The sequence below is a fragment of the Massilia sp. W12 genome (genome assembly GCF_037300705.1).
GTDB lineage: Bacteria > Pseudomonadota > Gammaproteobacteria > Burkholderiales > Burkholderiaceae_D > JACPVY01.
Genome location: NZ_CP147776.1, coordinates 3,317,186 through 3,337,948 on the forward strand (window position 1 = coordinate 3,317,186; position 20,763 = coordinate 3,337,948).

23 protein-coding genes are annotated in these 20,763 nt (G+C 56.2%); 16 read left to right on the forward strand and 7 right to left on the reverse strand.

The window, feature by feature from the left end; translation table 11 throughout:
* Window positions 1-64: 64 nt before the first annotated feature.
* From tilS to cysS, 4 genes are all read right to left on the reverse strand, one after another.
* Window positions 65-1,444: a tRNA lysidine(34) synthetase TilS gene (gene tilS, locus V8J88_RS13195; protein ID WP_338844593.1), complete on the reverse strand. Its 1,380-nt coding sequence runs from the start codon at window positions 1,442-1,444 to the stop codon at window positions 65-67.
* A 174-nt stretch (window positions 1,445-1,618) separates the two neighbouring features.
* The gene (locus V8J88_RS13200; RefSeq protein WP_338844594.1) at window positions 1,619-2,593 is read right to left on the reverse strand and encodes an acetyl-CoA carboxylase carboxyltransferase subunit alpha; all 975 of its coding nucleotides are present in this window, start codon (window positions 2,591-2,593) and stop codon (window positions 1,619-1,621) included.
* Between the two features lie 95 nt (window positions 2,594-2,688).
* Window positions 2,689-3,303 (reverse strand): DNA-3-methyladenine glycosylase 2 family protein, encoded by a 615-nt coding sequence (locus tag V8J88_RS13205; protein WP_338844596.1) that lies wholly within the window; start codon window positions 3,301-3,303, stop codon window positions 2,689-2,691.
* Window positions 3,300-4,682, reverse strand: coding sequence for a cysteine--tRNA ligase (gene cysS / locus V8J88_RS13210; RefSeq protein ID WP_338844597.1), 1,383 nt, complete (start codon window positions 4,680-4,682; stop codon window positions 3,300-3,302). The genes V8J88_RS13205 and cysS overlap by 4 nt, the downstream gene beginning before the upstream one ends.
* Before the next feature lie 358 nt (window positions 4,683-5,040).
* On the opposite strand from cysS, the gene V8J88_RS13215 reads away from it, so the two are divergent.
* From V8J88_RS13215 to V8J88_RS13270, 12 genes are all read left to right on the forward strand, one after another.
* Window positions 5,041-6,255 carry a tetratricopeptide repeat protein gene (locus tag V8J88_RS13215; protein WP_338844598.1) on the forward strand — a complete coding sequence of 405 codons (1,215 nt, stop codon included), beginning with the start codon at window positions 5,041-5,043 and terminating at the stop codon, window positions 6,253-6,255.
* Window positions 6,255-7,550 (forward strand): L,D-transpeptidase family protein, encoded by a 1,296-nt coding sequence (locus V8J88_RS13220; protein WP_338844599.1) that lies wholly within the window; start codon window positions 6,255-6,257, stop codon window positions 7,548-7,550. Before V8J88_RS13215 ends, V8J88_RS13220 begins: the two co-directional genes overlap by 1 nt.
* Before the next feature lie 68 nt (window positions 7,551-7,618).
* Window positions 7,619-8,239: a peptidylprolyl isomerase gene (locus V8J88_RS13225; RefSeq protein ID WP_338849885.1), complete on the forward strand. Its 621-nt coding sequence runs from the start codon at window positions 7,619-7,621 to the stop codon at window positions 8,237-8,239.
* Between the two features lie 12 nt (window positions 8,240-8,251).
* Entirely contained in the window at window positions 8,252-8,740 is a 489-nt protein-coding gene (locus V8J88_RS13230; RefSeq protein WP_338844600.1) for a peptidylprolyl isomerase, read from the forward strand.
* Between the two features lie 7 nt (window positions 8,741-8,747).
* Complete coding sequence (locus tag V8J88_RS13235) at window positions 8,748-9,551, forward strand: UDP-2,3-diacylglucosamine diphosphatase (RefSeq protein WP_338844601.1); 804 nt, start codon at window positions 8,748-8,750, stop codon at window positions 9,549-9,551.
* A 5-nt stretch (window positions 9,552-9,556) separates the two neighbouring features.
* Window positions 9,557-11,359 (forward strand): ABC transporter transmembrane domain-containing protein, encoded by a 1,803-nt coding sequence (locus tag V8J88_RS13240; protein ID WP_338844602.1) that lies wholly within the window; start codon window positions 9,557-9,559, stop codon window positions 11,357-11,359.
* Between the two features lie 142 nt (window positions 11,360-11,501).
* Window positions 11,502-11,999 carry a zinc-ribbon domain containing protein gene (locus V8J88_RS13245; RefSeq protein ID WP_338844603.1) on the forward strand — a complete coding sequence of 166 codons (498 nt, stop codon included), beginning with the start codon at window positions 11,502-11,504 and terminating at the stop codon, window positions 11,997-11,999.
* Between the two features lie 140 nt (window positions 12,000-12,139).
* Complete coding sequence (locus V8J88_RS13250; protein ID WP_338844604.1) at window positions 12,140-12,502, forward strand: hypothetical protein; 363 nt, start codon at window positions 12,140-12,142, stop codon at window positions 12,500-12,502.
* Window positions 12,502-12,672, forward strand: coding sequence for a hypothetical protein (locus tag V8J88_RS13255; protein WP_338844605.1), 171 nt, complete (start codon window positions 12,502-12,504; stop codon window positions 12,670-12,672). Before V8J88_RS13250 ends, V8J88_RS13255 begins: the two co-directional genes overlap by 1 nt.
* Window positions 12,663-13,061 (forward strand): type II toxin-antitoxin system YafO family toxin, encoded by a 399-nt coding sequence (locus V8J88_RS13260; protein ID WP_338844606.1) that lies wholly within the window; start codon window positions 12,663-12,665, stop codon window positions 13,059-13,061. The genes V8J88_RS13255 and V8J88_RS13260 overlap by 10 nt, the downstream gene beginning before the upstream one ends.
* A 269-nt stretch (window positions 13,062-13,330) precedes the next feature.
* A complete protein-coding gene (locus V8J88_RS13265; RefSeq protein ID WP_338844607.1) occupies window positions 13,331-13,618 on the forward strand; it encodes a hypothetical protein in 288 nt (95 codons plus the stop codon).
* Between the two features lie 164 nt (window positions 13,619-13,782).
* Window positions 13,783-14,163 carry a hypothetical protein gene (locus V8J88_RS13270; protein WP_338844608.1) on the forward strand — a complete coding sequence of 127 codons (381 nt, stop codon included), beginning with the start codon at window positions 13,783-13,785 and terminating at the stop codon, window positions 14,161-14,163.
* Between the two features lie 195 nt (window positions 14,164-14,358).
* Here V8J88_RS13270 and V8J88_RS13275 read toward each other — a convergent pair whose 3' ends face one another.
* From V8J88_RS13275 to V8J88_RS13285, 3 genes are all read right to left on the reverse strand, one after another.
* Window positions 14,359-14,928, reverse strand: coding sequence for a PIN domain-containing protein (locus tag V8J88_RS13275; protein ID WP_338844609.1), 570 nt, complete (start codon window positions 14,926-14,928; stop codon window positions 14,359-14,361).
* Window positions 14,925-15,203 (reverse strand): hypothetical protein, encoded by a 279-nt coding sequence (locus V8J88_RS13280; RefSeq protein WP_338844610.1) that lies wholly within the window; start codon window positions 15,201-15,203, stop codon window positions 14,925-14,927. Before V8J88_RS13280 ends, V8J88_RS13275 begins: the two co-directional genes overlap by 4 nt.
* A 159-nt stretch (window positions 15,204-15,362) precedes the next feature.
* Window positions 15,363-16,367 (reverse strand): glucokinase, encoded by a 1,005-nt coding sequence (locus tag V8J88_RS13285; protein WP_338844611.1) that lies wholly within the window; start codon window positions 16,365-16,367, stop codon window positions 15,363-15,365.
* A 194-nt stretch (window positions 16,368-16,561) separates the two neighbouring features.
* Between V8J88_RS13285 and V8J88_RS13290 the strand changes: the two genes are divergently transcribed.
* From V8J88_RS13290 to ugpC, 4 genes are all read left to right on the forward strand, one after another.
* Window positions 16,562-17,803, forward strand: a complete 1,242-nt coding sequence (locus V8J88_RS13290) for an ABC transporter substrate-binding protein (protein WP_338844612.1) — start codon at window positions 16,562-16,564, stop codon at window positions 17,801-17,803.
* A gap of 78 nt (window positions 17,804-17,881) precedes the next feature.
* On the forward strand, window positions 17,882-18,766 hold the full coding sequence (locus tag V8J88_RS13295) for a sugar ABC transporter permease (RefSeq protein WP_338844613.1): 885 nt from the start codon (window positions 17,882-17,884) through the stop codon (window positions 18,764-18,766).
* A gap of 9 nt (window positions 18,767-18,775) precedes the next feature.
* Entirely contained in the window at window positions 18,776-19,636 is an 861-nt protein-coding gene (locus V8J88_RS13300; RefSeq protein ID WP_338844614.1) for a carbohydrate ABC transporter permease, read from the forward strand.
* 11 nt (window positions 19,637-19,647) lie between these two features.
* Window positions 19,648-20,757: a sn-glycerol-3-phosphate ABC transporter ATP-binding protein UgpC gene (gene ugpC / locus V8J88_RS13305; protein WP_338844615.1), complete on the forward strand. Its 1,110-nt coding sequence runs from the start codon at window positions 19,648-19,650 to the stop codon at window positions 20,755-20,757.
* Window positions 20,758-20,763: the final 6 nt, after the last annotated feature.

The following is a 20,763-nucleotide window of genomic DNA, read 5'->3' on the forward strand; positions in this document are numbered from 1 at the left end:
ACGCATCAGATTCTAAACCCCTGCGCAAGCCTTGTCTGTTACGCGTGATTACAGCGCTGGCCGCTTAATCGGCCTGCCAGCGCAGCAGCCAGCGCGCGCCGCCCTGCCCCATGTGCGCAGCCTCCATGCCGATCCCGCCGACATACAGCAAGCCGGCTTCGCTCTGCAGCAACGGCAGCCAGGGGCGCTCCCAAGGCGGCACGGCGGCGCTTTGCCAATGTTGCCGCAGGCTGCGCCTGGGCCGGCCCCACAGCTTGAGTTGATAGCCGGTTTGCGCCATGCGCGTCTGCAAGGACAGGGTTTGGCTGCGCAACCATTCTTGCGCAAAGCCGGCTTCATGCGTTGGCGCAAAATGCAAGCTGCCATGCCAGGCCGGGAAATCCAGCCGCAGCTCGCCTTGCCAGCGGAAGTCGAGGCGCGGCGGCGCGGCGGCGCGCAGATCCAGCCGCGCAGTCAGATAGAGATGCTCGCGGTAGCGCCGCAGTTGTGCGCTTTCCAAGGTGATGCAGACCGCAGCGTCGGGGTCTTGGCTTGCGCTTTGGCGCCAGATTTCACGGCTTTGCGCGCTCGATGGCATGCGCTGACCGTGCGCGCCCAGCCAATAGCGCAACAAGTTTTCACGCCGCGCCGGCGACATCGCAAACAAATCGGCCAGCGCCAGGCGCCGGGTGTGGGCCGGCGCGCTTGCGCTAAGCTGCGCCCAATCGCGGGCGGTGTATTCCTGCAGCAATTCCAAGCTTTGCTGCAAATTCGCCGCACTGCGCGCAAAACAGGCGGAGGCGGCGGGAAACTCTTGCGCTAACTGCGGCAAAAAATGCAGCCGCAGCGCATTGCGCGCATACGCCGGGTCTTGATTGGATTCGTCTTCGATATGGCGCAAGCCCTGCGCCTTGGCCCAGGCTTGCAATTGGCTGCGCGAAAACGGCAGCAAGGGGCGCAAGCGGCTCAGGCCATCGGCGCTGTCGCGTTGTTGCGCAGCCATGCCGGCCAGCCCGGCCAGGCCGGCGCCGCGCAGGGCCTGTAAAACAAAGGTTTCGGCCTGGTCGTCCTGATGATGCGCCAACAGCAAATGCGCCACCTCATGTTCCTGGCACAGCTGGGCCAGCGCGGCATAACGCGCCTGACGCGCCGCCTGTTCCACGCCCTGCGCTTGTAACGCTGGTGCACTCAGGCAAACCCGGCGCGTGGCGAAGCCGATTCCCAGCGCCTGCGCACTTTGTTCGCAATGCGCCAGCCAGGCGTCGGCATGCGGGCTGAGCCCGTGGTGGATATGAAAGGCAAACAGGCGGATCTCAGCTTGGCTTTCAGCCCAGCGCGAAAGCAATGCCAGCAGCACGCACGAGTCCAGCCCGCCGCTATAGCCCAGCGCCAGCCGGGCCGGACAGCCGGCGGCGCGCCATTGCGCGTTCCAGTGCTGCTCAAAAGCATGGCTCAAGGTACTCATGGCGCATCAACCGGATGAACCGGATAACAGCGTAGCAAAGGGGGAACAGGCGCAGGCCGGGTTGCGCACGGCGATAACCCGGCGTCCGACACCATTCGCACCACAAACAAACCCGCCCCCGCGCACAAACAAAAACGCGCGGCATGCCGCGCGTTTTGCGAGAAAATGCCGCGCTTATTCCGGCGCATTGGTTTCCTTGAATTTGCCATACGCCATCAGCTTTTCATGCCGGGCAGCAAGCAAATCCTTGGTTTTCATGCCCTGGAATTGGCGCAGGGTGTCGGCCAATGCGCGTTTGAGCAGGGAAACCATTTGCTTGGGGTCGCGGTGTGCGCCGCCCAGCGGCTCGCTGACGATTTTGTCAATCAGGCCCATGGCTTTGAGGCGGTGCGCGGTTAAGCCCAGAGCTTCCGCCGCATCAGATGCTTTTTCCGAGGTTTTCCACAAGATCGAGGCGCAGCCTTCGGGCGAAATCACGGAATAAGTGGCGTATTGCAGCATCAGCACCGAGTCCGCCACCGCAATCGCCAGCGCGCCGCCGGAACCGCCTTCGCCGATGATGGTGGCGATCAGCGGCACCTTGAGTTCCGCCATCACATACAGATTATGTCCAATCGCTTCGGACTGGCCGCGCTCTTCAGCGTCAATGCCGGGGAAGGCGCCGGGCGTATCGACGAAAGAGAAAATCGGCAGATTGAATTTTTCCGCCAGCTTCATCAGGCGCATTGCCTTGCGATAGCCTTCCGGCTTGGGCATACCGAAATTACGCGCTGCGCGCTCCTTGGTGTCACGCCCTTTCTGATGCCCGATCACCATGCAAGCCTGGCCATTGAAACGGGCCAGACCGCCGATCACCGACAAATCATCCGCATAGGTGCGATCGCCATGCAATTCATGGAAATCAGTAAAAATGCCTTGGATGTAGTCGAGGGAGTAAGGACGTTGCGGGTGGCGGGCGATTTGCGAAACTTGCCAGGGAGTGAGTTTGGCGTAGATGTCTTTGGTGAGTTGCTGGCTTTTCTTTGCCAAGCGCTCGATTTCCTCAGAAATATCAACTGCCGAATCATCCTGTACGAAGCGCAACTCCTCAATTTTGGTATCCAGCTCTGCTATTGGCTGTTCAAAATTGAGGAAAGTGGGTTTTGACATTTTCACTCCTTTTTTTGTTGGATTTGCGCAACAAAAACAACAGGCAAATCATTTTCTTCTGGCGTTTTGCGCCGACAGCGGATTGTGCCACGTCATCAGGCAATGGGCAAGGGTTCTAAACTTTGCCACATATACCATACGGCCACGCTGCGCCAGGGTTCCCAATTGGCGGCCACTTCGCGCGCATCGCTGCGCGAGACCGGCTCGCCGGAAAAGTAATTCAGACTGATGGAACGGATCAGGGCGGCGTCATCCAAAGGCAGCACATTCGGGCGCTGCAAATTGAAGATCAAAAACATTTCCGCCGTCCAGCGTCCGATGCCGCGCACCTGCATGAGTTGCGCAATCACGCTTTCATCATCCATTTCCTGCCAGCCGGCGCGATCCATGGCCGGCAGGCGCTGCGCCAGGTCGAGCAGATATTCCAGCTTGCGCTTGGATAAGCCGCAAGCGCTCAACAGCGCAGGATCAGTGGCCAGGATCTGCTCAGGCGAGCAGGCCGGGCACACTTCCAGCAAACGCAACCAGGTCGCTTCCGCCGCCTTGGCCGAAATCTGCTGCGATAAAACAGACTGGGCCAGGGTGCGGAAAGCATCGCCGCGCGCCATGATGTGCGCGTCGCCGAATTGCGGAATCAGGCGCGCCATGATACGGTCGCGCGCGGCCAGTTCTGTTCTGGCCTGTTCCCAAAAGTCAGGGGCTGAACTCATGCAGCGCGCCACTCCGTGCGGCCGCCCGGTTTGTCTTCCAGCACCACGCCTTTTTCCAGCAGCTCAGCGCGGATGCGGTCAGCTTCGGCGAATTGCTTCGCCGCCTTGGCCTGGCTGCGCGCCTCAATTTGCGCCTCAATCCAGGCGGCATCCAGGGTTTTCACCTGAGCCTGCAAAAATTCCTGCGGGTCGCGCTGCAAGATCCCCAGCACTGCGCCCAAGCCCTTGAGCTGGGACGCCAAACGCGGATCACGTTCGCGATTGAGCTTGCCGGCCAATTCAAACAGCGCGGCCATCGCCAGCGGAGTATTGAAATCATCATCCATCGCATCGCGGTAGCGTGCGGCGTATTCCTCATCCCAATCCCAGCCCGAACCGTCAGACGGGCAATCTTTCAAGGCGGTGTACAGGCGGGTCAAGGCTTGCTTGGCGTCGTCCAGATGGTGGTCGGAATAATTCAAGGGGCTGCGGTAATGGGTGCGCAGCATGAAGAAGCGCAGCACTTCGGCGTCGTATTCTTTGAGCACGTCGCGGATGGTGAAGAAATTGCCCAAAGACTTGGACATTTTTTCGCCATCGACTTCCAAAAAGCCGTTATGCAGCCAGAAACGCGCCATCTGGCCGCCGCTGGCGCCTTCGGATTGCGCGATTTCGTTTTCATGATGCGGGAACACCAGATCCAGGCCGCCGCCATGAATATCAAACGGCTCGCCCAGCAGGCTGCAGGCCATGGCCGAGCATTCGATATGCCAGCCCGGACGCCCGGAGCCATACGGAGAAGCGTATTTGACATCCGCCGGCTCTTCCGGCTTGCTGGCTTTCCACAACACAAAGTCGAGCGGGTCTTGCTTGGCGCCATCGACCTCAACACGTTCGCCGGCGCGCATATCGTCCAGATTGCGGCGCGAAAGTTTGCCGTAGCCCTCCAGCTTGCGCACGGCGAAATTCACATCGCCATTCGCACTCTTATACGCCAAGCCCTTTTGTTCAAGGGTTTGGATGATGGAGAGCATTTGCGGCAAAAATTGGGTGGCGCGCGGGTTGTCGCTGGCCGGCAGAATATTCAGCTTCTCGATGTCTTCATCCATGAGCCGGATAAAACGCTCGGTCAGATGGGCGATCGGTTCATTGTTTTCCACCGCGCGGCGGATGATTTTGTCGTCAATATCCGTAATATTGCGCACATAGCGCACAGCGTAACCGGACTGCTTCAGCCAGCGGTGCACAATATCAAACGCCATCAGCATACGCGCATGGCCGACATGGCAATAATCATAAATCGTCATGCCACAGACGTACATGCCCACCTGACCCGGATTCAGTGGAACAAACACTTCTTTCTCGCGTGACAGCGAATTATAGATTTTCAACGAACTCATCAATAGCTCCGGGCCTGTGCGTAAAAACAGTATGGGGAAATTGGCAAAGGAACAGGCGCAGGCAAGGCGGAAAAAGCCATGCAAACGCCCGGCACGAAGGAAGGATTATCGCATGATTTTTCAGGCTGCGCGCCAAACCGAGATGTAACGGATTTCCTGCAAGCAAGAATTGCGGGGCGGGACAGCCTGCCGCGCGCCGTTTTATGCACAGTGTCACGCAGTTTGATTCTTCTTTGGTAGAATGCCGAACTTCGCTCAAAGTCTCTTGATGAAACCCATGCAACTCTTGCCAGCAAGTTTTCTGCCCCCCCGATCAAAAACCTTGCCTTCAGCGTCACGCTCTCTGAAGTGGCCGCGCTTGCGTCATGGCGCCCTGGCCCTGCTCAGCGCGACGGTATTCGGCATGGCGGCCCTGCCTGTGCAGGCGGATGATTTTTCCGATGTCAGCAAACTGATCCGCGCCGGCCAGTTCAATGATGCCTTGAGCAAGGTTGACGCCGTTTTGGCGCAACGCCCGAAAGATGCGCAAATGCGTTTCTTGAAGGGTTTGATTCTGACTGAGCAAAACAAGAACCCGGAAGCGATTGCGGTCTTCACCAAGCTCACAGAAGACTATCCGGAATTACCCGAACCGTATAACAATCTGGCGGTGCTGTACGCCGCCAGCGGTCAATATGACAAGGCGCGCGGCGCGCTGGAAGCGGCTATCAAAACCAATCCGACTTACGCCACCGCGCATGAAAACCTGGGCGATGTGTACGCCAAGCTGGCCAGCCAGTCGTATGACAAGGCGTTGCAACTGGATTCCGCCAATAACAGCGCCAAATCCAAGCTGACCATGGTGCGCACCCTGGTTGGCAACAGCAGCAGCGCAGCGCTGCCCAAGGCCGGCGCGACGACGGCGGCCAAGGCCAGTCCAAGCCCGCTGCCGCCGGCCAAACCGGCAGCCAGCCCCAGCCCGACAGTGTTGGCGGCGGCCAGCCCGGCCCCGAGCGCCAGCCCGGCCAAGCCGGCGGCCAGCCCGGCCCCAGCCGCCACCCCCAGCCCGGCCAAGCCGGATCCGAAGGCCGAAGCGAAAGCGGCGGCAGAGGCGAAAGCCGCCGAGGCCAAGGCAGCGGCAGAGACCCGCGCACGCGAATTGGCTGAGGCGAAAACCGCCGCTGAAAACAAGGCCCGCGCAGAGAAAGCGGAAAAACAGGAGGCGGCGCGCAAGGAAGAGGCGCGCGCCAATGTGGAACGCGATGAAGTCTTGAAAGCAGTCAATGCCTGGGCCCGCGCCTGGAGCGCAAAAGACGTGAAAGCCTATCTGGCCGCATACGGCAATGATTTCCAAACGCCCAACGGCGAAGCGCGCAAAGCCTGGGCCGAAGAGCGCAAGGGAAGAATTGAAAGCAAGGGCAAGATCAGCGTGCAGATTGAAGATGCGAAAGTCAGCATTGAAAACGGTCAGGCCACGGTGAAATTCCGCCAACTGTATAAATCTGACCGTTTGAGCGCCAACAGCCGCAAAATTCTGGTCTTAACGCGCCAGGGCGGCAAATGGCAAATCAAACAGGAACGCCAGGCAAGCTGATGTTGTCCCCTGCAGTCAAGCCGAATCAGGCGGCCCGCCGTCCACGCCGCAGCAGCAGCGCGCTGTTGCTGTGCGCCGCCATGCTGTGGTGTGAGGCCGCATTCGCGATTGGCGCATTCCGCCCGCCGCCGCCCACGCCGACACCGACGCCCGCCCCGGCAGCGCCGCTGCTGCCGCAGCGCGCTGACAAAAAGCCGGACCCGGACGCCAGCCTGATCGCGATTTATAAAGATCTGGGCAATAACCGGCGCAAAGAAGCGTTGGCCAAGGCCGACGCGCTGGTCGCCGCCTATCCCAATTTCCGCCTGGCGCACCTGGTGCGCGGCGATATTTTGCTGGCGCAAGCCAAGCCGGTGCAAGGTTTCGGCGCCGGCGCGAATGCGACCCCGGACAAAATCGCCGATTTCCGCGCCGAAGCGCAAGCGCGCATCCGCGCCTTGCAGCAAAAACCCGACCCGGACATGGCCCCGCGCAGCCTGCTGCAATTGCGCGAAGACCAAACCCATGCGCTGGTGGTCGATACGCGCCAATCGCGCCTGTATGTCTATCAACACCAGAACGGGCGCCTGCGTTTTATCACCGATTACTATATTTCGCACGGCAAATTCGGCGTGAATAAATTCAAGGAAGGCGACCAGCGCACACCGCTCGGGGTGTACTACGTCACCAGCCGCCTGCCGCGCGCCAAGCTGCCCGATTTTTACGGCTCCGGCGCCCTGCCCATCAACTATCCGAATGAATGGGACAAGCTGCATGGGCGCAGCGGTTCCGGCATCTGGCTGCACGGCACCCCGGCGGCGAATTACAGCCGCCCGCCGCTGGCCTCGGATGGCTGCGTGGTCTTGACCAATCCCGATCTGGAACAGCTGTATTTATCGGTTGAAGCCGGCAAAACCCCGGTGGTGATTGCCGAGCGGGTCGAGTTTGTCAACAAAACCCGGCGTGAAAGCGAACGCCAGCAAGCCGCGAAAATGGTGGAAGACTGGCGCGCCGATCTGGAAAGCCTGGATTCAGCGAAATTCCTGGCGAACTACTCGCCGCGCTTTAAAGCCGCCAATGGCGACAATCTGCAAGCCTGGTACGCCAAAAACCGGCTGCAAGCCAACGCCACCAGTAATTTGAGCATCAAGCTGCGCGAAGTCACCCTGTTCCGTTATCCTGATGTGCCTGACATGGTGGTGGCCACCTTCACCCAGGACACCTATTTCGGCAAAAACAAATACACCTCCAGAAAGCGCCAGTATTGGCAAAAAGAAGGCCCGTCCTGGAAGGTGATGTACGAAACCCTGTTGTAACCGTTTAAAAGGAGTTGCTTATGCACACCCGCCGCCAATTACTGAGCTGCCTGCTGGCCGCTGGCGCCATGTTCTGCCTCAAGCCGTCCGCCGCACAGGAAAGCGCGGCAGCGAGCGCGCCGGCAGACGCCGCCAGCCCGGCGCCCGCCCCTGCCGCGCCGCCGGCGCCGCCGGTTGGCAACGGGCCGAAAGTCGTGCTGAAAACCAGCATGGGCGAAATCGTGCTCGAACTGAACCCGGAAAAAGCGCCCAAGACGGTGGAAAATTTCCTCAAATACGTCAAAAAAGGCCATTACAACGGCACCCTGTTTCATCGCGTCATCGACGGTTTTATGATCCAGGGCGGCGGCTTTGATGAAAAAATGAATCAAAAACCGACCGATGCGCCGATTCAAAACGAAGCCAAAAACGGCCTGAAAAACGAAACCTACAGCATCGCCATGGCGCGCATGCCGATGCCGCATTCCGCCTCCGCGCAGTTTTTCATCAATGTCAACAACAACACCCCGCTCGACTATCCGGGCCGCGACGGGTGGGGCTATTGCGTTTTCGGACGCGTGATTGCCGGCATGGACGTGGTGGACAAAATCGCCAAGGTTGAAACAGGCAACCATGGCATGCATCAAAACGTGCCGGTGAAACCGGTGATCATCAAGCAAGCCGCGCTGCAAAAAGCAGGCGGCAAATAAAGGAGCAGCATCATGGCAGTTCTTCTGCAAACCAATATGGGCGACATCACGATTGAGCTGGACGCGGAAAAAGCGCCGAAATCCGTCGCCAACTTCCTCGAATACGTGCAAAGCGGCCACTATGACGGCACGATTTTCCATCGCGTGATGGGCCATTTCATGATCCAGGGCGGCGGCTTTGAACCGGGCATGAAGCAAAAAGAAACCCGCGAACCGATTGAAAACGAAGCCAACAACGGCTTGACCAACGACAAATACACCATCGCCATGGCGCGCACCAATGCGCCGCACTCGGCCACTGCGCAATTCTTCATCAATGTGGTGGACAATTCCTTCCTGAACTATCCGGGTCAGGATGGCTGGGGTTATTGCGTATTCGGCAAAGTCAGCGCCGGCACGGAAGTGGTGGACCAGATCAAGAATGTGAAAACCGGCCGCAGCGGTTTCCACGGCGATGTGCCGCTGGAAGACGTGATCATCACCAAAGCCAGCGTCATCTGAGCAGGGCATGACGCCAGGCTTTAGCAGCGCACAGCGCCACGGCGAACAGCCGTTGGCGCTGTTTGTTTCTGATGTGCATTTGGATCCGGCAGCCGCCAAAGGCAGCGCAGCCGACGCCACGCGCAGCGCTTTTTTGCGCTTTTTACAGCATGCCAATCAGGCCCCTGCCCTGTATCTGCTGGGCGATATTTTTGAATACTGGGCTGGCGACGACGATCTCGACGCGCCCGAACATGCCGACTGGCTGGCCGCCCTGCAAAGCTTGCATGAGCAAGGCGTGCAACTGTATTGGATCGCCGGCAACCGCGACTTTTTAGCGGGGGCCGCGTTTGCAAAGCGCTGCGGCATAACGCTGCTGGCGGAAAACCATGTGCTGCAATGCGGCCCGGCCAACATTTTGCTGTGTCATGGCGACGCCGCCTGCACCGACGACCATGAATACATGGCGTTTCGGGCGCAAGCGCGCACGCCAGCCTGGCAACAAGCGTTTTTGGCCCGTCCCCTGGCCCAGCGTAAAGCCATGATTGCGCAAATGCGCGCGCACAGCATGCAAAGACAGGCCGGCATGGGCGCCCAAGCCATGCTGCTGGACGTCAACCAGGACAGCATCGCGGCCTTGCTGGATGCGTATGATTGCCGCATCCTGCTGCACGGCCACACTCACCGCCCGCAATGCCATCGCTGGCAGCGTGACGGACTGAATTATGAACGCCATGTGCTGCCCGACTGGGATGTGGGCGCCGGGCGCGGCGGCTATATCCGCTTGGAAGCCGATGGCAGTTTGAGCCATTGGCGGCTGCAACAAGATTGAAAATTATGGAAAAACAAGACAGCGCGCCCGCGCCTGAGAGCGTGCCGGCGCAACACAAAACCAGTTTGGCGATGTTAAAGGGCTTGCTGCCCTTTATGCGCCCGTATCGCAATACTTTTCTGCTGGCCGGCATCGCCCTGTTGCTGGCGGCCGGTTCCACCTTGACCATTCCGCTGGCCTTCAAGCGCATGATCGACCTGGGCTTTGGCCCCGGCAGCGCAGGGGCTGAGCACGTCAACAGCGCATTTTTAACCCTGTTCGCAGTCGCCACCCTGCTGGCGCTGGCCACCGCCTGCCGTTTTTATCTGGTCTCCTGGCTGGGCGAACGTGTCACCGCCGACATCCGCAGCGCAGTCTATCGGCATGTGGTGCAGCAAAGTCCGCAATTTTTTGAAACCGCCAAAACCGGCGAAGTCTTATCGCGCTTAACCACCGACACCACCTTGATTCAAAGCCTGGTCGGCACCAGTATTTCCATGGCGCTGCGCAATATGCTGCTGTTCATCGGCGGCTTGATCATGCTGTTCATCACCAGCCCGCGCTTATCCGCCATCATCCTGGTGCTGTTGGCCGGCGTGGTGCTGCCGATTGTGGCGTTCGGACGGCGCGTGCGCCGCCTGTCGCGCGATTCGCAAGACCGCATCGCCGATGCTTCCGCGCTGGCGGGCGAAATGCTCAACGCCATGAGCACGGTGCAGGCTTACACCCACGAACAAAGAGAAGCGGCGCGCTTTGACGACTCGGTGCAGCGCGCTTTCGCCACCGCCGTGGCGCGCATCCGTGCGCGCGCCTTGTTGACCATGCTGGCGATTTTGCTGGTGTTTGGCAGCATTGTGTTTGTGCTGTGGCTGGGCGCGCACGCGGTGCTGGAAGGCCGCATGACCGGCGGCGAACTGGGCCAATTCATTTTATATGCCGCCACCGTGGCCGGCTCGATTGGCGCTTTGTCGGAAGTGATGGGCGAAGCGCAACGCGCCGCCGGCGCCACCGAACGTCTGCTGGATTTGCTGGCCTTGCAAAGCCCGATTCAATCGCCGGCGCAGCCGCAGGCGCTGCCCGCGCGCACCGAAAACGGCGCCGCGCTCACCTTGCGCGACCTGTTCTTCCACTACCCGTCCCGCCCCGACGCCGCCGCCCTGTCCCATGTCTCGCTCGACATCCGCCCCGGCGAAACCGTGGCGCTGGTCGGCCCCTCCGGCTCCGGCAAAAGCACGCTGTTCCAACTGCTGCTGCGTTTTTATGATCCGCAAAAGGGACAAATCAAACTCGACGGCGTGGACATCCGCCAACTCGGCTTGCAAGATTTGCGCAGCGCGATTGGCATCGTGCCGCAAGACACCGTGATTTTTTCCGCGAATGCGATGGAAAACATCCGCTATGGCCGGCCCGAAGCGAGCGATGCGGAAGTGATTGCAGCAGCCAAGATGGCGGCGGCGCATGAATTCATTGAACGCCTGCCGCAAGGTTATCAAGCGTTTTTGGGGGAACGCGGGGTGCGCTTATCCGGCGGCCAGCGCCAGCGCATCGCGATTGCGCGCGCCTTGCTGAAAAATCCGCCACTCTTGCTGCTCGACGAAGCCACCAGCGCGCTGGATGCGGAATCTGAACGTCTGGTGCAAGGCGCGCTGGAAGCTGCGATGGAGGGCCGCACCACCCTGATTATTGCGCACCGTTTGGCCACCGTGAAAAAGGCCGATCGCATCATCGTGCTGGAACACGGCCAGATCGTCGAAAGCGGCAGCCACGCCAGCCTGCTGGCGCAAGGCGGGGTGTATGCGAATTTGGCGAAGTTGCAGTTTCACAGTTAACCGCGCAGGGTGGGCGCGTCTGTTTCGCCCCCACCCCACATGGCAGGCGACATTGCGCGAAAACGCATTATGAAATAAGCCGCGCAGAGAATAGCACGGCGGCGCGCCTGTCCAAGCAGCGGCTATCCATGCGTGAAGGCGGATGATGAAACGGGCGGAAAAACGACTTGCACGGCAAATCAAACAGCGCAGCAATGTTGCACTGGCTGAGCCACGTTTATGGTCAAACAAAAGTCAGCAATCCGTACAGGCCATCTGGGCCAAAGAATACCGCGATATCCACTACCACTGCAGCAAATGCCATGCCGCCGCAGTCTTTTCAGCGCAAGATCAAAAGCACAGCTACGAGATTAAGAAAGCCTATATTGATCAAAAGCGGCGTCTATGCCATGACTGCTGGCTGGAATCATTGCGGATCAAACAGGCGCTGCAAGATTATGCAAACAAGTGGCATACGCAAAAAAATGTTTTGCGCACGGACGAAAACTTCCTGCAAGCTTGGCTGGATTTGGTTTTATTGCATAAACTGTATTTAAGTCGCAAAGAGGATACGGCCAGGATCAATATGATTAAAAGACTTCTGGATGCTCTGCAAACCTCCAAAGCAATAGCTGATACGCTCGACGCAGCTATAAAGTAATGCTTATTCAGTTTTCTCCAACACTGTCCCATATTCCATTTCAATACAACCACGCTAACGCGAAGGCAGGCATAGCAATCTCATACAGCCTAAATTTATGCTATGATAAACTTCAACTCAACTACAACGCAACACTAAAAATGTTTCCACTGAGTACTATTTCTGACTGGTTGACATTCCTCCCTTCTGTCGATGGGGAATTGGAACATGGCGAATGGATTATTCGCATTCATTCTTTTTCTGACGACAAGGCCAGTCTTGTCTTTGAGAAAGAATTCTACGAAAGCAATAAGCATGCGCCCGGCTTGACAAAGTATATTTTGACAACCCCCGCAGGAAAAAATCATTTATTGCACATTCTCCACTTCCTGGAAAGCAATGAATTCAATCTGCAGAAAATTCTTTCCTCATTGGAGGGCATGGAATTTGACGAAGTAGATGAGGTTTGCCTTGGCAAGTATGGAGATTATCAATTCATGGCCATGAAATTTGAGGCCAGATAATGAATAAAAACAAGCAAAATACAGCATTTTTACTGCGCAACAAAAAAACCCAAAAAGATGCGACTGAAAAGAAGAGTGAAATTGATTGGCGTGCGGCGGCAATCAAAGGCGAACGTCTCTTGAAATCCCCAACACTGTACAAAAAATCGGAGTTCACAGAATGGGAGTAAAAATTACAACAGCCAGTTTTCTGGAAAATCAATTAAGCCGAAATGATCTGGAAGAGCTGGTCGAAGCATTCAGAAAATTCAAAGCAGATGGTGATTGCACAGACTTTTTCGGACGCGATTATCCTTACATGGGACCGCAGAAAGTAAAAGATGAAGATTTATGGCATGCACACATTCCTGATCCCGGCAGCCCCAGATTTAAATTGAGGGTAACTCAATTCAGACGCAGCAGCGATACCGCACTGGTTTATTGTCGCGCATATTTTGATGACGATCATTATCTCTTGATCGGGATTTTGTACACTGCCCACACCGCCTATCAACAAACCCCGCGAACGTGGTATTTACCTTTTCTTGAAATTGCAAAAGAATTTCGAGAGAGTCATTAATATCAGAATGTTCACATTGAGCTTATCCTCGTCAGATCGAATTCATCAAAATATTTTTGAAAATCAAGGAAATATATTTTCAGAAACATTAATGAAATATCAAAATTTATCAACCATGATTATTCACTAATGAAACGCTGATTAATTCATTTTTTCGCCGATTTCCGCTTCGTGACTCATTGGTTTATATAGATATGCGAATTTGAAATTCGATTAAATCAGTACTTCCTTAATTCCATTTTCAACAAACAGAAAACACAGGTAAAATTATGCAATTAGAAATTGAATGGCAAACAGGCACACCAAAATTCCAAGATTTATACTTGGCCGCGATTAAATTGGAAAATGATGCAGGTTACTATGCATTTCTTTCCTGGGATGGAGAAACTTGGGATCAAACTTACCCAGAGGAGGTGATAGCATTTTATCCTGCTAGCGAGTTTGTCCGCCTTGCAGGACCAAAGTGGCCGGAGCCGGAACTTACGCCTGAAATAAAAGAAACATCCAAAACAGATATTGACAAATCAGAATTTGAAGAATTCGATCCGGATGCATAACAAGAACTTGGTGCTATATGTTACTTTCCATAGAATTCCCGCAAATACACGCATTGATCCGCAATGAATTTCATGGCGGGCTATTACAATAGAAATGAAGAATAATCATACAATCAGGTATTTTACAACTCTTATCTAAAAAAAGGATTCAATAACCACCTCCCATGGAAGCTCCCCCGCCAGAATTTACCCCATTACGTATTGGTGAAGTTATTTTTCGCCCTGACGAAGATGTATTCCCCGAACGCCAGCCTGGCGCCGAGTATTTGGCGGCTTTTGATGTGAAAACCAATGTCAAACTTTGGACAGTAAAGATTGCAGACCCATTACGTAACAGTCCAGGCGCGCCGCAACCTTACAGCGCTGTTCATATGACGCATTTGCAGAACCTGGAAAATGAAAACGCGATTTTAGTCACGATGCAATTTGGCAAGCGTTACAAGCTTGATTTGCAGAGCAAAACTGTGACTTTGGTTTTTAACCCATTTGAAGGCAAGGAAAAAACAGCGCCAGTGGGAGATATGCCGCCAAGACCCAAGCGCTGATTGGTTTGAAAGGCTGCTGCAAGCGACGTGCAAATCTATGCAAGTATGCAGCAGCCATCGTTTATGCAAACGGGTTCCCTGCCCCGCAAAACAGTAAAGATAATTTCATGCCTCCATTGGAGCTGAATAAACACGAATGGATTAACCGGGCATAGTCGCATCAATGGAACGAAATCATACTTGCACCATGCAGAGTCACAACAAATCCCGATAGCGCTCCAATTGCTTAGCCGTCATGCTTAATCTATTTTTATCCAACCTCAGGAAAAAATCTTGCACAGACATAGGCGGGGCTTTAAACCTTTCACGCATAGCCTTCAGCACAGGAACAATTGCCCCCGGATTGTCGAGGATCAAATCAGAGATGAATTTATCCGGCGACTCTGCAATCACACCAAAAACTTTCAACACTTTGTTTGGAAAATCACTCAAATTCCAGGTGACAATTTTCTGTGCGCCACTTGCAATAGCCGCAGCCACCACATGCCTGTCATCTTTATCCGGAATATTGACCTCGGCAATGTAACGTTCATAATTACTGATCAAAGCCGCTGGTTTGATTTTATTCATCAAATCCAGCGTTCTGCCAATTTTCACTTCCGTAATATCAGGTTCATTTTTCAATAAATGCCCAACCCACTCCCGGGTGATTTTTTCAGTCCACTTTGCTTCATAGATGCCGGCAAAAAAGAGTGAAAGCAATAAATCCCGCAGGAAGCTGCCATATAATACATTGGCGTCCAGGACAATTTTTGATTTACTCATTCCGCATCTCCATCCTTTCGTGGTCTGCGCAACAAATGTTCAGGCACCGGCTCTGTATATGTGCGCCAATCCACATCTGCAACCAAATCCGTAAATTCCGCCCACACTTCTTTATTGGGCAAATCAGTGGGATCTTTTGCGTAAATGGTGACCGTACCTTTCTCCGTATCAATAAAGAAATGCAATGGAATGCTTTGCGGCAATAATTCCAAAGCCTCTGGCGGCACTTGCAGCAGTCCATTTTGGATGCTGGCATAAGCAGTTTTAATTGCCATGTGACATTCTCCTCATACCCAGATTGCAGTGAGGGCATCATAGCAGATCGTATTCATGCAAGCCGATTCACCACAAACAAAATGCGCAGGCTTTTGCATGCTTCACCAAACCCGGCGCATGCAAAAACCGCAAGGGCGCCGCGCGCCCTTGCCAATGTTTCAGCCCTCCCCCAACACCTCCTCCAACATCACCGAGACCCCCAAAAACGCCGGATACGGCGCCGTAATCACCCAGGTTGGCACTTGCGCCAGCCAGTTGGAAAAGCGGCCTTTGTGTTCAAAGCGCTGGCGGAAGGCGGATTGCGCAAAACGCTCGCCCAAACGCGGCACAATGCCGCCGCCTATATAAATACCGCCTTGCGCCCCCAGTGTAATGGCGATATTCGCGGCAATCGTGCCGAGCATGGCGCAAAACGCATCTACCGTTTCCACACTGATGGCGCAGGAGCCGTCGAGCGCGGCGGCGGTGATGTGCGGCGCGGCGGGCGCGCTTTGGAAGGACACGCCGCGCCAATCGGCCAGCGCGCGCCAAATCAATTCCAGCCCCACGCCTGAGAGCAGGCGCTCGGCGGAAACGTGGGGAAACTCGCGCCAGGCAAAACGCAAAATCGCAATTTCACGCTCATCCGCCGGCGCAAAACTGACGTGGCCGCCCTCGCTTTGCAAGGCAATCCAGCGCTGGCCCGCCGGAATCATGCCGGATACGCCAAGCCCGGTGCCGGCACCGATCAAACCCAGCACACCGCCGGCGCGCGGCGCACCGCCGCCGACTTGCTGTAATTGCGCCGCGCTCAAATGCGGCAGGGCGCGCGCCAGCGCGGTGAAATCATTCACCACCAACAGCGTGTCAAAACCCATTTCCGCCTTCAACGCGGCAATCGAAAACGCCCAATGGTGATTGGTCATGCGCACCGCGTCGCCATCGACCGGATTGGCGATGGCAATCGCGGCATGGCGCAAGCTGCGCCCGGCCAGGCGCACATGCATGCGCTGCAGATACGCGCGCATCGCCTGCGCCAGACTGGGGTAATCGGCGCAGGGCAACACTTGCACTTCTTCATATTGTAAGGGCGCAAACTCCAGCGCAAAGCGCGCATTGGTGCCGCCAATGTCGGCCAAAAGACGTGGGCCGTATTCTTGTGATGTCTGTGGTAAAGCTTCCATCTTCTTCCCGTTCTGTTTTTATCAGGCCGCAGCGCAGATCCGCTGTTTTTGCGCCGCAAGTAGTAATACAACAATCTGATTGCAATTTTATCGTAGTTTGACTACCATTGCCATGCGCTGACGTTTTTGTCAGACATTCACAACATGAATAATTTCAGCCGCGCGCTGTGCGCGCCAGATAACAGGAGTCCGAGATGAAAGCCACCACCCTTGCCGCCTTGCTGTCCATGAGCTTCGCCCTGCCCTCATTTGCCGCAGATGTCGAAGTGCTGCATTACTGGACATCCGGCGGTGAAGCGAAATCTGCCGCTGAATTGAAAAAAATCGTGCAAGCCAAGGGATTTGGCTGGAAAGATTTTGCGGTGGCCGGCGGCGGCGGTGAAAACGCCATGACCGTACTGAAAAGCCGCGTGATGTCGGGCAATGCGCCGACTGCAGCGCAAGTCAAAGGCCCGATGATTCAGCAATTCGGCAAAGAAGTGGGCTTAGCCAATATCAATGACACAGCGCAGGCCGGCAAATGGGATGCGGTGCTGCCCAAGGTCGTGTCAGACGCCATGAAATACAAAGGCAATTACGTCGCCGTGCCGGTGAATGTGCACCGCGTCAACTGGGTGTGGGCGAATGCCGATGTGCTGAAAAAAGCCGGCGTGAATGAGATTCCCGCCACCTGGGACGCGTTCTTTGCCGCCGCCGACAAAATCAAAGCCAGCGGCGCAATTGCGATTGCGCATGGCGGACAACCGTGGCAAGACGCCACTGTGTTTGAATCGGTGGCCCTGGGCGTGGGCGGCGCCGCTTTCTATCAAAAATCCCTGGTTCAGCTTGATCAGGCCAGCCTGAGCAGCCCGACCATGATCAAAGTATTTGACACCCTGGCCAAGCTGAAAACCTATATCGACAAAGACGCCGCCGGACGCGAATGGAATCTGGCGACTTCGATGGTGATCAATGGCAAAGCCGGCTTCCAATTCATGGGCGATTGGGCCAAGGGTGAATTCAGCGCCGCCGGCAAAACCCCGGGCAAGGAATTTTTATGCGCCCCGGCGCCGGGCACTGACAAGGCTTACACCTTCAATATTGACTCCTTCGTGATGCTGAACCAGAAATCGGCGGATGCGAAAAAAGGCCAGGACGTGTTGGCCGCCGCCATCATGAGTCCGGAATTCCAGGAAGTATTCAATTTGAACAAGGGTTCGATCCCGGTGCGCCCGGATGTGCCGCGCGGCAAGTTTGATGCCTGCGCCACCCGTTCCATGGACGATATGGCGGCTTCCAATAAAAACGGTGGCTTAGTGCCCAGCTTTGCGCACGGCATGGCGATTTCCCCCGCCGCGCAAGGCGCAATTGTTGATGTGGTGGCCAAATTCATGAACTCGAATATGAGTTCAGCGGATGCCGTGAAAGCCTTGGCCAAAGCCGCCAAGACCAAGTAAGCTCGCAGCAGCAGCTTCTGCACGCTGCCGCCCGGCGTTCCGGGCGGCAGCGCAGCCCTCCCTCACCCTGAGCAAGCAATGAAGATACGCGCCCTGTTTGAGCGGTTCGCACCGCAATTGGTGTTAGGCCCGAGTCTGTTGGCCAGCCTGATCTTTGTGTATGGCTTCATTCTGTTTACCGGCTATTTGTCGCTGACAGAATCAGGCATGATGCCTAACTATGAATTCGCCGGCTTACTGCAATACCACGAATTGTTTGAGCATGAGCGCTTTTGGCAGGCGTTTAAAAATCTCGGCATTTTCGGCGGCCTGTTTATTCTGATCTCGGTTGCGGTCGGGCTGTTGCTGGCGATTGTGCTGGATCAAAAAATCCGCGCGGAAGGCGCATTGCGCGCGATTTATCTGTACCCGATGGCGCTGTCTTTCATCGTCACCGGCGCGGCCTGGAAATGGATGCTCAACCCCGGGCTTGGCCTGGAAAAGCTGATGCATGATCTGGGCTTTAGCAATTTCACCTTTGACTGGCTGGTGAACCCGGATATGGCGATTTACACCGTGGTGATCGCCGGCGTCTGGCAATCCTCCGGCTTTGTCATGGCGCTCTTTTTGGCAGGCTTGCGCGGCATCGACGATGAAATCATCAAAGCCGCGCAAATCGACGGCGCCAGCCTGCCCACGATTTACCGCCGCATCATCATCCCGGCCATGCGCCCGGTATTTTTCAGCGTGCTCTTGATTTTGGCGCATATCGCCATCAAAAGCTTTGACCTGGTAATGGCCTTAACCAATGGCGGCCCCGGCAATGCGACCGATGTGCCGGCGATTTTCATGTACCAATTCAGCTTCACGCGCGGCCAGCTCGGCTTGGGCAGCGCCTCGGCCATGATGATGTTGGCCACCATCGTCGCGGTCTTAGTGCCGCTGATGTATCTGGAAACCCGCGCCGCGCGCGCGTTCAAATAAGGAGTGGCGATGCGTTCTGAGCGACTCACCCTCGGGCGGCTGGGCTTGTATGCCCTGCTGGCTGTATTTGTTTTGTACTACCTCACGCCGCTGTATGTGATGCTGTCCACCAGCTTGAAAAGCGTGGATGAAATCCGCAACGGCAATCTGCTGGCGCTGCCGCACAGCTTGAATGGCCAAGCCTGGGCGCGCGCCTGGAGCAGCGCTTGCACCGGGGTCAGCTGTGAAGGCTTGCAGCCTTTCTTTTTGAATTCCCTGAAAATGACCATTCCGGCGGTCTTGCTCTCGACCTTGCTGGGCGCATTTAACGGCTATGTGTTTGCGCACTGGCGGTTTCGCGGTTCGGAAGTCTTGTTCACCGCCATGCTGGTGGGCTGCTTCATTCCGTTTCAAGTGGTGATTTTGCCGATGGCGCGCGTGTTGGGCGAACTCGGTCTGGCCAACACCAGCAGCGGCTTGATCATGGTGCATGTGATTTACGGCACCGCCTTCACTACCCTGTTTTTCCGCAACTACTATGTGGGCGTGCCGGAAGAATTGATCAAGGCGGCGCGCATCGACGGGGCCGGCTTCTTTTTGATTTTCCGCAAAATCGTGCTGCCGATTTCAGGGCCGATTTTTGTGGTGTGCATCATCTGGCAATTCACCCAGATCTGGAATGATTTTCTGTTCGGGGTGGTGTTCGCCAGCGGCGAAGCGCAGCCGGTGACAGTGGGGTTGAATAATCTGGTGAACACCTCAACCGGGGTCAAAGAATACAACGTGGATATGGCTGCGGCCATCATCGCCGCCCTGCCCACACTCTTGGTGTATGTGGTGGCGGGACGCTATTTTGTGCGCGGTTTGACGGCCGGCGCTGTCAAGGGATAAGGGGGAAAGCAATGGCTGGTTTGTCTATCAAAAGTGTGCGCAAGGTCTATAACAATGGCGTGGAGGTGTTGAAAGACATCAATATTGAGATTGCCGATGGTCAGTTTTTGATTTTGGTGGGCGGCTCGGGTTCGGGCAAGTCCACGCTCTTGAATATGATCGCCGGCTTGGAAAGCGTCACCTCGGGTGAAATCAAAATCGGCGACAAGGTGGTCAACAATCTGCCGCCGAAAGAGCGCGATATCGCCATGGTGTTTCAGTCGTATGCGCTGTACCCCTCGATGACAGTGCGGGAAAACATTGCGTTTGGCCTGGAAGTGCGCAAAGTGCCGAAGGCGGAACAGGAGCAGATTGTGAACCAGGTGGCGCAGACGCTGCAAATCAGCCACCTGCTCGACCGCCGCCCGGCCCAACTGTCCGGCGGCCAGCGCCAGCGCGTGGCGATGGGCCGCGCCATTTCGCGCAAACCGTCCCTGTTTTTATTTGATGAACCGCTCTCGAATCTGGACGCCAAATTGCGGGTCGAGATGCGCGCTGAAATCAAGCTCTTGCACCAACGCTTGAAATCCACCATCGTGTATGTCACGCATGACCAAATCGAAGCGATGACGCTGGGCGATTTGATTGCCGTGATGAAGGATGGCGTGGTGCAGCAACTCGGCACGCCGCAGGAAATTTACGACAACCCGGCAAACCAATTCGTGGCCGGCTTCATCGGCTCGCCCTCGATGAATTTCATTCCCTGCCAATTGCAAAGCGATGGCGGCCAGCTGTATGTGACGCTGGCCAATGGCGGACGCGCTTTGCGCCTGGACCTGCCGTTTTCCCCGGTCGGTCTGCAGGGACAGATGGGACGCAAGCTGCTGTTAGGCATCCGCCCCGAGCAAATCACTGACCTCTCCAGCGCACATGGCGAACACGGGCAGGAATTGGATTGCATGGTGGAAATGACTGAACCCACCGGGCCGGATACCCTGGTGACAGTGCGCTTGAATGAGGTGAATGTGGTGTGCCGCAGCCACCCGCGCGAAGCGGCGGCAGTGGGCGCGCTGATGCGCTTGAATTTTAATTTGAGCAAGGCGGCGCTGTTTGCGGCGGAAAGCGGAGAGCGGGTGGCCTGAATCCTG